Annotated in this window: 14 protein-coding genes; 4 read left to right on the top strand and 10 right to left on the bottom strand. The window is 45.2% G+C overall.

Going from position 1 to position 12017, the window contains the following annotated elements; all coding sequences use genetic code 11:
* Genes L1D37_RS01825 through L1D37_RS01815 form a run of 3 tightly spaced genes read left to right on the top strand, consistent with a single transcriptional unit; the run spans position 1 to position 2470 of the window.
* A complete protein-coding gene (locus L1D37_RS01825) occupies positions 1-732 on the top strand; it encodes an SDR family oxidoreductase (RefSeq protein ID WP_176679828.1) in 732 nt (243 codons plus the stop codon).
* A gap of 17 nt (positions 733-749) precedes the next feature.
* Positions 750-1754 carry a cupin domain-containing protein gene (locus L1D37_RS01820; protein ID WP_176679827.1) on the top strand — a complete coding sequence of 335 codons (1005 nt, stop codon included), beginning with the start codon at positions 750-752 and terminating at the stop codon, positions 1752-1754.
* Positions 1754-2470 (top strand): alpha/beta hydrolase, encoded by a 717-nt coding sequence (locus tag L1D37_RS01815; protein WP_176679826.1) that lies wholly within the window; start codon positions 1754-1756, stop codon positions 2468-2470. Before L1D37_RS01820 ends, L1D37_RS01815 begins: the two co-directional genes overlap by 1 nt.
* Positions 2471-2606: 136 nt before the next feature.
* Here the strand turns inward: L1D37_RS01815 and L1D37_RS01810 are convergent, their stop codons facing one another.
* Positions 2607-3494, bottom strand: a complete 888-nt coding sequence (locus L1D37_RS01810) for a LysR family transcriptional regulator (protein WP_239846658.1) — start codon at positions 3492-3494, stop codon at positions 2607-2609.
* A 106-nt stretch (positions 3495-3600) separates the two neighbouring features.
* Between L1D37_RS01810 and L1D37_RS01805 the strand changes: the two genes are divergently transcribed.
* Positions 3601-4563: a nitrilase family protein gene (locus tag L1D37_RS01805; protein WP_239846657.1), complete on the top strand. Its 963-nt coding sequence runs from the start codon at positions 3601-3603 to the stop codon at positions 4561-4563.
* A 157-nt stretch (positions 4564-4720) separates the two neighbouring features.
* Here the strand turns inward: L1D37_RS01805 and L1D37_RS01800 are convergent, their stop codons facing one another.
* The 9 genes from L1D37_RS01800 to L1D37_RS01760 are packed head-to-tail and all read right to left on the bottom strand — an operon-like array spanning position 4721 to position 11618.
* A complete protein-coding gene (locus tag L1D37_RS01800; protein ID WP_102290737.1) occupies positions 4721-5164 on the bottom strand; it encodes a F0F1 ATP synthase subunit epsilon in 444 nt (147 codons plus the stop codon).
* 14 nt (positions 5165-5178) lie between these two features.
* On the bottom strand, positions 5179-6564 hold the full coding sequence (gene atpD, locus L1D37_RS01795; protein WP_176679823.1) for a F0F1 ATP synthase subunit beta: 1386 nt from the start codon (positions 6562-6564) through the stop codon (positions 5179-5181).
* 43 nt (positions 6565-6607) lie between these two features.
* Positions 6608-7477: a F0F1 ATP synthase subunit gamma gene (gene atpG / locus L1D37_RS01790; RefSeq protein ID WP_017632738.1), complete on the bottom strand. Its 870-nt coding sequence runs from the start codon at positions 7475-7477 to the stop codon at positions 6608-6610.
* A gap of 47 nt (positions 7478-7524) precedes the next feature.
* Complete coding sequence (gene atpA, locus L1D37_RS01785) at positions 7525-9066, bottom strand: F0F1 ATP synthase subunit alpha (protein ID WP_017632739.1); 1542 nt, start codon at positions 9064-9066, stop codon at positions 7525-7527.
* A gap of 9 nt (positions 9067-9075) precedes the next feature.
* The gene (locus L1D37_RS01780; RefSeq protein ID WP_017632740.1) at positions 9076-9624 is read right to left on the bottom strand and encodes a F0F1 ATP synthase subunit delta; all 549 of its coding nucleotides are present in this window, start codon (positions 9622-9624) and stop codon (positions 9076-9078) included.
* Positions 9625-9635: 11 nt separating this feature from the next.
* Entirely contained in the window at positions 9636-10106 is a 471-nt protein-coding gene (locus tag L1D37_RS01775) for a F0F1 ATP synthase subunit B (RefSeq protein ID WP_017632741.1), read from the bottom strand.
* 55 nt (positions 10107-10161) lie between these two features.
* Complete coding sequence (gene atpE / locus L1D37_RS01770; RefSeq protein ID WP_004730405.1) at positions 10162-10398, bottom strand: F0F1 ATP synthase subunit C; 237 nt, start codon at positions 10396-10398, stop codon at positions 10162-10164.
* 46 nt (positions 10399-10444) lie between these two features.
* The gene (gene atpB, locus L1D37_RS01765; protein ID WP_017632742.1) at positions 10445-11215 is read right to left on the bottom strand and encodes a F0F1 ATP synthase subunit A; all 771 of its coding nucleotides are present in this window, start codon (positions 11213-11215) and stop codon (positions 10445-10447) included.
* A 1-nt stretch (position 11216) separates the two neighbouring features.
* Positions 11217-11618, bottom strand: a complete 402-nt coding sequence (locus tag L1D37_RS01760) for a hypothetical protein (RefSeq protein ID WP_017632743.1) — start codon at positions 11616-11618, stop codon at positions 11217-11219.
* Between the last annotated feature and the right edge of the window lie 399 nt (positions 11619-12017).

Here is a 12017-nt window from a genome sequence, read left to right as displayed (position 1 = left end):
ATGACAAAACTCGCCTTAGTTACAGGCGGCAGTGGCGGCATCGGTGCCGCCATATGTCACAAATTAGCGCAATCTGGCTATCGCGTTGTGTTTACCTACAACAGTAATGAGGTTGCAGCTCAACAGATCTTGGACAGCTTACAAGGTTCAGGTCATGCCATGTATCAACTTAATGTTGAAGACAGCTCTGCGATTGGCGCTTTGGCTGAACAAGTTAAAGAATCGTCGGATTCAGTAGACTTGCTAGTCAACTGTGCTGGTATGACAAAGTTTGTCGCGCACAGTGATTTAGAGTCCTTAAGCGACGATCTGATAGACAAGATCTTCCGCGTCAATGTTCGCGCTCCATTTGCGATGGTTCGCGCGTTTGAGCCTTTACTTCGTAGCGCTAAAGGTTGCGTCGTAAACATTACCTCGATTGCAGCGCAAACCGCAATGGGTAGCAACGTGGCGTACTGTGCGAGTAAGTCGGCGGTTGAAAACATGACGCGCTCATTAGGCCGTGCTTTATCTCCAGATATCCGAGTGCTCGCTGTAGCACCTGGCTTAGTGGATACCGAATTTGTCAAAGGGTTAGATGATGAATGGCGTAACGCACAAGAGCAGTCGACTCCGCTTAAACGATTAGCGAGTGACGAAGAGGTTGCCAACGCCGTTTATGCAGCCGCTGATCTACTAACATTTTCAACCGGAACTACCATCGCCGTCGATGGTGGAAGACCGCTAGGTTAGGTAAGAAGGAATTTAGAATGACCCTACAAAATAAAATAAATAACAATCTCGTTCGTTACATGGAGCTTATCCCCGGAACGAGTGCTTTCATTGATGCACGTACGCCAGGAAGCGATCTAAAAGACAACTTCTGCATCATTGGTGCTGGTGTCGCTGAAAGCAGCCGCCAACATGTTCATATCCGTGAAACTGCTGGTTTTAACATTGGTGCAGCTGGTCAGCCTCCAGGGATCAAGAACTCTCTGCACTCTCACCATACTGCTGAGCTATTCGTCGTCTTCAAAGGTCAGTTTAGATTCTATTGGGGTAACGAAGGTGAACACGAAGCAGTGTTGTCGCACGGCGATGTTATCTCGATTCCTACTAACCTGTTCCGAGGTTTTGAGGTTGTAGGGCGTGATTACGGCTTTATGTACTCCGTGTTAGGTGGTGATAACTCTGGCGGTGGCGTGGTTTGGCACCCTAGCGTGATTACAGACAGCCAAGGCTATGGTTTATACCTAAAAGCAGACGGCACATTGGTTGATACGATTGACGGCGATGCAGTGCCAAATCAATCTGATCTGATGCCACTGTTATCGGAAGAAGAGCTGAGCAAGTTCGATACGTATACGGCTGAGCAGATGATGCCTTTCGTCGCATTGAAAAAGGATTACCGAGAAATCTCAGGTGATTTTGACAAGCCTGGCGTTAAACAGTTTGCATTAACGGGTCACCCATCTGCGAGCTACGACTTCCAAGTTAAAAGCGTTGATGACGTGAGTATCATGGCGTACGAGTTAACGGAAGGTGCGAGCATCCCTGTTCATCAACGTGACGAAAAGCAGGTGTTGATTAACTTCGAAGGCGATACATTATTAAACATCGTTCAAGACGGCGAGCAAGCGCAAGTCGTCCTGACCACTGGCGACGTATTTAGTGTACCCGCAGGCGCATCGTACAGCCTTGAGAACCTAAGAGGCACCAGCTTCACTTACGTGGTATTGGGTTCTGACCAACCACAAACACTGCAGGACAATTAATGATGAAACCAGAAGTACCACTGCTATGGTTACCTGGTTTGTTATGTGATGAAGCGTTGTTTCAAGACGTCAATAAAGAGCTGCCCGATTGGGTGGCTCCTTTTACTTGTGACTTGGGAGCCGACACATCCATGCAAGCCTTGGCGAGTAAAGTGCTAGATAACGCCCCGGAAAGTTTCGTGCTTGGCGGCTTATCTATGGGCGGCATTCTCGCGTTTGAAGTCTTTCGACAAGCGCCACAACGTGTGAAAGGCTTGATCTTAATGGACACCAATTCTGCAGATGAAAAGCCAGAAGTGTCAGAGAAGAGAAACGCCTTGGTTGATAAAGCTAAATCAGGGGAGTTTGAGTCAATAACGCCTGATATCTTGATGCCAGTGCTTATTCATCCTAATCAACTAGCGAATCAAGAGCTGACTCAAAGAATCACGCAAATGGCGAACAATATCGGCGTTGAAAAGTTTGAGGCTCACGCTCAAGCATTGGCGACTCGCCCTGACGCGAGACCGCTGCTGGCCGACATTCAAGTTCCTACATTAATCATTACTGGGAAAGATGACCTGTTATGTCCAATCGACAATCACCTGCTAATGGCAAAACACATCAAGCAGGTATCGCTTCACGTGATTCCTGATTGCGGGCATTTATCGACAATGGAGCAGCCTAAGATTGTTGCGCAGCATATTCGTAATTGGTTTGAGACCAGTCAGCTGTAATTTTTAATAGTGATCTGCCGAAGTCGCTTTTCATGTCGAGTATGCAATATAAAGTGCAGTGCGCTTTATATTGCCCTTGTCACTGCACTAGTACTGCACTTGCCACTTTACTTCAGCATTAAAAGCCATTGCTAATCTATAAGCTGCTTTCTATCTGTTTCGCCACAAATTCTACGAACCTATCCCTGAGTGGATTTTCACTTTCTCCATTCCATATTAATCCCACAGGCCAAGTGGCGTGCTCACCTTGCAATGCAATGAATTCAACCTCAGTGTTGCTTATCTGCTGTGCGCTGCTTGGTACTATGGTGAAGCCGATATTGGCTGACACTAACGCCAGCAGGGTAAGAATGTCGTCGGCTTCTTGTGTCCTGGATAGGTCGATATTATTGGCGATGCAATATTGCTGGATTTGCTTGTCTAGTCCGGGGCCACGATGTTGGGCGAGCTTTAGGTAAGGCCACTTGGCTAACTCAGAGATAATCTGATCTTTATTTGCCGCTTGCTTGAGAAGATCCTTGTGTATCGCTATTACAAGAGAGTCATTGAATAGGGTTAGACTTTCTAAATCGGAAGAATCTGGGATTCGATTGAAGCTGAGATCGAGTTCGTGGCTCAACAGCTCGTCTGTTTGCTGTTTTGAGGGAGTGTCATTTAAGGTGATGTGAACGTCTGGCTGCTGTTGTTTATAAGCGGCAATCAGCTTAGGTACTTCGTGATAAGTAGATACGCCAAAACCAATGTTCAAATGTCCCTGAGTTCCATTCACTACTGAGCCTGAAAGCTGCTCAAACGCTTGCATTGAATGAACCAAACGTTGGGCTTCCGGTAGTAAGGTTTTACCTGCGTGCGTCAGTTCTGCGCCGTTCCTGCCACGAGAAAACAGACTTGCTCCTATATTGGATTCTAATCGCTGAATCTTTTTGGTGAGCGCCGATTGAGTGATATAAAGCTGCTCTGATGCCATGCGATAATTGCCCGATTTAGACAGCTGACAAAATGCCTTCAGTAAATCAAATTCCATTCCAAATACTCATTGAACCAAGAATATTTTTCATTATATGGAATTGAATCGATTTTTTATACTGAGTTTATACCAAATCAGATAAAGCGGAATTTGAGGACGAATCATGAAAAGAGACATCAAAGTAGCGTCGGTTCAATTCAACCACCATGCAGGCGACAAGGCGTATAACTTGTCGGTGATTGAGCAATACGTTCAACAAGCTGCGGAGAGCGACGTGGAGATCATTAGCTTCCCAGAGATGTGCATCACAGGGTATTGGCATGTCTCTACATTATCGCGAGGCAAGATAGAAGCACTCGCTGAACCAGTACCGAGCGGCGAGTCGACTCAAAAGCTTGTTTCGCTAGCAACACAATTTGGCATGAGTGTTGGCGCGGGTTTGATAGAGCAAGGTACCGATGGCGAGTTATACAACACCTACGTATTCGCCATGCCCAATGGCGAGGTGCAGAAACATCGAAAACTGCACACCTTTGTTAGCCCTTACATGAGCAGTGGAGACCAATACACGGTGTTCGATACGCCGCATGGCTGCAAAGTCGGCATCTTGATTTGTTGGGATAACAACTTGGTCGAGAACGTCCGAATTACCGCTTTGAAAGGGGCTGACATATTGATTGCGCCACATCAGACGGGCGGTTGCCAATCACGTAGCCCGAACGCGATGAAGCGAATTGACCCAGAATTATGGTTTAACCGAGATGAAAACCCGGAAGCGATTCGTGCTGAGATGCAGGGCAAGAATGGTCGCGAGTGGCTAATGCGTTGGCTGCCTGCGAGAGCGCACGACAATGGTATGTTTGTGGTGTTCAGCAATGGCGTTGGGGTGGATATGGATGAAGTTAGAACAGGTAATGCGATGATCCTAAGCCCTTATGGTGAAATCATCACAGAGACGGACAGCGTTGATAACGACATGGTAATTGCAGAGCTAAAAGCCGAAGAGTTGGAGATGTGTACCGGAAGGCGTTGGATTCGAGGTCGTAAGCCGGAGCTATATCATTCACTCACACAACCTCTTGGTCATGAACTTGATCCGCACCAAGCACGTTTTGCAGAGAAGTGATGTGAAGATGCTGGTGGATAAGGCGAGCGAATAAGGAGTCGGCAGGGAAGGGGGTTGATTCAATAACATCGGATGTAGTCTACCCACTTAAACGGTTTTTAAGTGGGTAGACTATTTACACATTAAGCACTAAGCATTAAGCCTCTAAGCTCTATTCTCAGTGACGAGTGCGAGAAGACGTCAGTTCTGATGCACGAAGCTGAGCGACGGCTTTTGCCAGCTCTAGCTGAGCTTGTGCAAAATTGATGTCGACATTGCCCTTGTTGATGTTCTCTAGGGCAGCGTATTTCGCTTCTTCTGCACGAGCGCGGTCAATGTCTTTACCATGCAAGGCCGTATCGGCTAACACGGTGACCACATCCGGTTGCACTTCGACCATACCACCAGAGATGTACAGCACTTGCTCCTCGGCTTTAAGGTCGGTAACGAACACAGACACGCCCGGTTTTATCTTACTCAGAAGAGGGGAGTGACCTGGGCGAATCCCCAGTTCACCGTCTGCTCCAGAAATCGCTAGGGCATGTGCCGGCCCTGAAAACAGTGTACCTTCCGCACTTACGATATTAAGTTGAAATGTATTGTCTGTAACTCCAATAGCCATGATGCACCTACCTTTTAGAGTGATTTCGCTTTGTTAAGCACTTCGTCGATAGAGCCACAGTACAAGAATGCTTGCTCTGGGATGTCGTCATATTCGCCGTTTAGTAGGCCTTTAAAGCCTCGCAGCGTTTCGCTTAGCGGTACAAACACACCTTTCTGACCTGTAAATACTTCCGCTACGTGGTAAGGCTGAGTTAAGAAACGTTCAATCTTACGAGCGCGAGATACAATCTGTTTATCTTCGGTTGAAAGCTCATCCATACCAAGAATCGCGATAATGTCTTTAAGCTCTTTGTAACGTTGCAGCGTGGTTTGAACCGTTTGTGCAATGTCGTAGTGCTCTTGACCAACCACGAGAGGATCCAGTTGACGAGAGGTCGAATCCAATGGGTCAATCGCAGGGTATAGACCCAATGCAGCGATGTTACGAGACAGTACAACAGTCGCATCTAAGTGAGCAAAGGTTGTTGCTGGCGATGGATCCGTCAAGTCATCCGCAGGCACATATACCGCTTGGATAGACGTAATAGAACCTTGTCGGGTTGATGTGATTCGTTCTTGCAGAACACCCATCTCTTCGGCAAGCGTTGGTTGATAACCTACTGCTGAAGGCATACGACCTAACAGTGCTGATACCTCAGTACCTGCAAGTGTGTAACGGTAGATGTTATCAATGAACAACAGTACGTCACGGCCTTCATCACGGAAGCGTTCAGCCATAGTAAGGCCAGTCAGTGCAACACGAAGACGGTTTCCTGGTGGCTCGTTCATTTGGCCGTAAACCATGGCAACTTTGTCTAATACGCCAGCTTCTTTCATTTCGTAGTAGAAATCGTTACCTTCACGAGTACGTTCACCAACACCGGTAAATACAGAAAGACCTGAGTGAGCTTTAGCGATGTTGTTGATTAGCTCCATCATGTTGACGGTTTTACCTACACCCGCACCACCGAACAGACCGATTTTACCACCCTTAGCGAACGGACAAATAAGGTCGATAACCTTAACACCAGTTTCTAGAAGTTCAGTGCTGTTGGCTTGCTCTTCATAAGAGGGCGCTTCGCGGTGAATTTCGTAGCTCTCTTTCTGGCCGATCTCACCACACTCATCGATAGGTTGACCAAGCACGTTCATGATACGGCCTAGTGTTTCTTCACCTACAGGGACTGTGATCGGAGAACCTGTATTTTCAACAGTTAGACCGCGGCGCAAGCCATCAGATGTACCCATTGCAATACAACGCACGATGTTGCCGCCAAGTTGTTGCTGAACTTCCAATACTAGCGAGCTTGCTTCGTCGCTGGTTACTTTCAATGCATCATAAACGCGAGGGCTGTTGCCGCCGCTGAATTCGACGTCAACTACCGCGCCGATTACTTTTACTATTTTTCCAACACTCATCTCTAAATCCTCAAATTCTGTTCTGACCCACTCTTTGCTGCCCTTAGACAGCTTGAGCGCCTGAGACTATTTCACTCAGTTCTTGGGTAATGGCAGCCTGTCTCGCTTTGTTGTACACCAACTGCAAATCATCAATGAGTTGGCCTGCGTTATCGGTCGCCGCTTTCATGGCTACCATTCGGGCTGCTTGCTCACAGGCAATGCTCTCTACGATGCCTTGGTACACTTGCGATTCAATGTATCGATGTAGCAGCTCAGAGAGGATGTCTCTTGGCGCTTGTTCATAGATGTAGTCCCAACGACGCGCTTTTCTTGCTTCACCATCAGCCTCTGTGTCAGAAGGGTGGGGTAGCAACTGCAAAGCCGTTGGTGCTTGAACCATGGTGTTCACGAACTGGTTGTAAACGAGAAATAAACTGTCGATCTTTTCTTCGTCGTAATGCTCCAGCATCGCATTTACTGTGCCTAAGATGTCTTCCAATTTAGGCGCGTCACCAAGGCCTGACGTTTGCGCGATAACATTGCCGCTGCGTTGGAAAAACGAGATAGCTTTCGAGCCGATTAGGGTGGTTTCTACCTCAACACCCTTGGCTTGCCATTGCTCCATCTCTTCCAACACTTTCTTGAACAGGTTTGAGTTCAAGCCACCACATAAGCCTCTGTCAGACGAAATAATGATGTAAGCAACGCGTTTTGGTTCACGCTGTTGAAGATAGGGGTGCTGGTATTCCAGTGACCCCGATGCGACGTGAGAGATAACTTTGCGCATGTTCTCGGCATAGGGACGCGTTAACGTCATGTTGTCCTGAACCTTACGCATCTTACTTGCCGCAACCATCTCCATTGCACTGGTGATTTTCTGAGTGTTACTAACACTGCCTATCTTGGTGCGAATTTCTTTAGTATTTGCCATTATCTGCTCCTAATTTGTTTTGATTTCCAGCCAACAAACCGGAGCGTTTACCAAGCTTTCAACGCTACAAAGTCACCAAGCAGTTTTGCAAGTGCACGGTCGATCTCATCGTTGTAGTCACCGTTCGCATTGATGGTGTCGAACAACTCTGGGTTCTGAGCTTGTGCGTAAGCAATTAACTCTTCTTCGAAACGCGCCACTTTGTGCAACTCAACGTCAGCCAAATAGCCTTTTTCTGCTGCGTAGATAACCGTTGCTTGTTCTGCGACAGACATCGGAGAGTATTGTTTTTGCTTCATCAGTTCAGTTACACGTTCACCATGGTCAAGCTGTTTACGTGTCATCTCATCTAGGTCAGAAGAGAACTGAGCAAACGCGGCTAGCTCACGGTATTGAGCCAATGAAGTACGGATACCGCCCGACAATTTCTTGATGATTTTGCACTGTGCTGCACCACCCACACGAGATACCGAGATACCTGGGTCAACTGCAGGACGTAAGCCTGAGTTGAATAGTTGGGTTTGAAGGAAAACCTGACCATCGGTGATTGAGATTACGTTGGTTGGTACAAACGCAGACACGTCACCTGCTTGAGTTTCAATGATAGGAAGCGCGGTTAATGAGCCTGTTTGGCCTTTCACTTCACCATTCGTGAACTTCTCTACATACTCTGCATTCACTCGTGCTGCACGTTCTAGAAGGCGTGAGTGAAGGTAAAATACGTCGCCAGGGAAGGCTTCACGACCCGGTGGGCGTTTCAATAGCAATGAGATTTGACGGTAAGCAACCGCTTGTTTTGATAGGTCATCGTAGATGATCAGTGCGTCTTCACCGCGGTCACGGAAGTATTCACCCATGGTGCAACCCGCATAAGGCGCAAGGTATTGAAGCGCTGCTGATTCTGATGCTGATGCCACAACAACAATGGTATTTTTAAGTGCATCGTGGTCTTCAAGTTTACGAACCACGTTAGCGATGGTTGACGCTTTTTGGCCAATCGCAACATAAACACATTTGATGCCAGAGTCTTTTTGGTTGATGATCGCATCGATAGCGAGCGCTGTTTTACCCGTCTGACGGTCACCGATGATAAGTTCACGTTGACCACGACCGATAGGCACCATGGTGTCTACTGCTTTGTAGCCCGTTTGAATTGGCTGATCGACTGACTTACGCTCGATTACACCCGGTGCAATCACTTCTACTGGGTCAAGACGGTCACAGCTTACTGGGCCTTTTCCATCAATAGGTTCGCCGAGTGTGTTCACAACACGACCAAGTAGGCCGTTACCTACCGGTACTTCCAAGATACGACCTGTACCTTTTACTTTCATACCTTCAGATAGGTCGGTGTAGGGGCCCATAACAACGGCGCCGACGGAATGGGTATCTAGGTTAAGTGCGAGTGCATACTTGGCACCCGGTAGCTCAATCATCTCACCTTGCATCACATCCGCTAGGCCATTAATGGTGATGATACCGTCACGAACCGATACGATGGTGCCTTCATTGCGAGCTTCGGTGCTCACATTAAACTTCGCGATGCGATTTTTGATTAGATCGCTGATTTCATTAGAATTTAATTGCATAATTGTTACCTATCTCGCGTGAAGCTGATTAGCTAATCGGTTAATTGATGTATTTAAAGAACCATCGATAACGGTTTCACCCGCCTTGATAACAATCCCGCCAACCAGCGTGTCATCAATAACCTGTTCCATTTCAACTTGACGCTCTAATTTCTTCTCAAGTGCAGCCGTTAGGGAGATAACCTGATCTTGTGTAAGCAATTCTGAACTGGTGACAGTGACAGGAATTACACGTTCATGTTCGTCCTTTAGATCGCTGAACAAGTTAAACAGGTCTCTTATCACTGCAAGACGGCCATTCTCAGCCAAGACTCGAACGAGATTAATGACGTGGTCATCAACGAGCCCTTGGCAAATATGAATGAAGAGATTGGCCAATTCTTCAGAGTCAGTGCGAGAACCTTCTGCTGAAGAGATCTGCTTAGCGATCGTTTCTTCTTCCGCTACCGTTACAAGAATCGACAGCATTGAGTGCCACTCTTGCAACTTGTTTTCACCTAAAGCAAAGTCGAACGATGCCTTGGCGTAGGGATGAGCAATATTGGTGTAATCTGACATATTGCCTCCGTTTAGAGTTCGCTAATCAATTGATCAACTAACGCTCGGTTCGTTTCAGAATCTAGGTTTTTGCTAATCAGTTTTTGTGCACTTTGAATAACAGCGTCTGCCATGTCCGCCTGAAGCTCACGGCGTAACTTTTGACGTTCGCCTTCGAGTTCAGCTCTACCTTGTTCTAAGATGCGTGCCTTCTCTTGCTCGGCTTCTTCGTGAGCTAAGCTGATGATTTCATTACGGCGTTTTTTGCCTTGTTCAATCAGTTCAGTCACGTTTCTTTTTGCATCTTCGACGAGTTGTGCGCCATTCGATTTCGCTAGTTCTAGCTCTTTCGCGGCATTCTCTGAGTGGCGTAAACCATCAGCGATCTCTTTTTGGCGCTCGTCTAACATCGCGGTGAGAGGGGGCCATACATATTTCATGCACAGCCAAACAAAAATCACGAATGATATTGCTTGTCCAAACATGCTTGCATTTAAGTTCATACCTTCCTCGCTAAATCTTGATTATTTACAAATCGATCTTTTCAAAGCTATTTAATTAAGCCACGGCAAAGATGATGTATAGACCGATACCAACACCGATCATCGGTACAGCATCCACAAGACCCATCATGATGAAGAATTGAGTACGAAGCATTGGAGTAAGATCCGGTTGACGAGCAACACCTTCAAGGTATTTACCTGCTAAGTTACCAATACCAGATGCCGCACCCGCTGCACCTAAACCGATCAGTAATGCACCTGCTACATATAAAACTGCGCTTACGATATCCATTTGTATCTCCGATAAATAATTTGTTAGTTAATTTTTTAGTTATTAATTAATGGTGTTCTTCTGTTGCCATTGCTAAATAAACAACGGTCAGTACCATAAATATAAATGCTTGTAAGAATACGATTAATATGTGGAATAAAGCCCATGGAACACTCAGTGCCCATTGCATCCACCATGGCATTAATGCAATAAGGATGAATATCATCTCGCCTGCATACATGTTTCCGAATAATCGTAAGCCTAGTGATATTGGTTTTGAAATTAATGTAATTAATTCAAGAACAAAGTTAACAGGATATAAAAGGGGGTTATCAAATGGCTGAGTAGTAAGCTCTTTGATAAAGCCTTTCAAACCTTTATTTTTTAACGTATAGGTTAACAGTAAAATAAACACACCGAGTGCCATCGACATTGGGATATTTACGTCCGCTGTCGGTAGGTCTCTAAAGTGTTCAAGGCCGATTACTCGAGTTAACCCTGGTATTAAATCAATAGGTAATAAATCAACCGCGTTCATTAACAACACCCAAACAAAAGTGGTTAATGCCAGTGGCCCTATTAATTTATCTTCCGCTTGAAAAATCTCTTTGACTAGGTTGTTAACAAAATCAAAGATGAGTTCGATAAAACATTGAAAACGACCTGGAACACCGCTAGTGCCTTTGGTCACGACATATCGAAACGCCCCAATGAACAGTAAACCTGTAATCCAAGATACCAACATCGAGTCAATGTTGAACGCCCAGAAACCATCACCTGTAGTTAAGAAGGTTAAGTGATGCTCTATGTATTCGTGAGCGGTAGTTACTTGATCCATACTACGCGTACTCCGATCTATTAGAGGCAGTAATAAATGGTGTTAAGAAGTACCCAATCATTGTGAAAATGTACGCGTATAATATTACTGGGTTATCCAATTTGAAAAATTGGAACGCCAATATAAACATTAAGAACGTATAAGTTATTTTCACGACACGACTCATTTGCATTAAGTCACGTAAACTATAATTAGGATTCTTACGCACCTTTAGGCTTGCATATATAAATCCAAACAGCGGAGGTAACATCGCAATTCCGATGCCCAAAGCTGAAGATTCCATATCTACTTTATTACCAAAAAACACTTCATATAAAACTACACCGATGGCTAATACTATTTGGCAGAGAACAACTCTTTTAGCGGCAACAAGGATGTCGCTACTTATCCCATTAAGCCTCATAATAAAACCTTATGTTAAACAGTGTAAGTTAATATAAAACACAGTTTAAATTTAACTTGTTACTACATTTCACTTGTTAATAACACTTGATTTGCTTTTAAGAAAAACCCTTGCTGGTTTTATATCTCCCTGACGAAATGAAACGGACATAAACTAATTCGTTATCGTTTCGACAAAATATAAATTACGCCTAAAATTATGTGATCAAAACGACAAATATCGACATCAATAATTCCATTTTTGAAAGATGTGTTTTTCATTTATGAAAGTAATAATTCAATAACTTTATTCATGAAAATTTTAGATGCTTTATTTTCAGTAAAAATGGATGTTTTTTATAAAAATTAAAGACGTTAATTTGGCAAGTTACGATCTTATCAATTAAGACTATTCAAACAC

It is taken from the genome of Vibrio sp. Isolate33 (assembly GCF_022397895.1).
Lineage (GTDB): Bacteria > Pseudomonadota > Gammaproteobacteria > Enterobacterales > Vibrionaceae > Vibrio > Vibrio pomeroyi.
The sequence above is the reverse complement of the archived record's forward strand: the minus strand, read 5'-3'. Positions and strand labels throughout refer to the sequence as shown.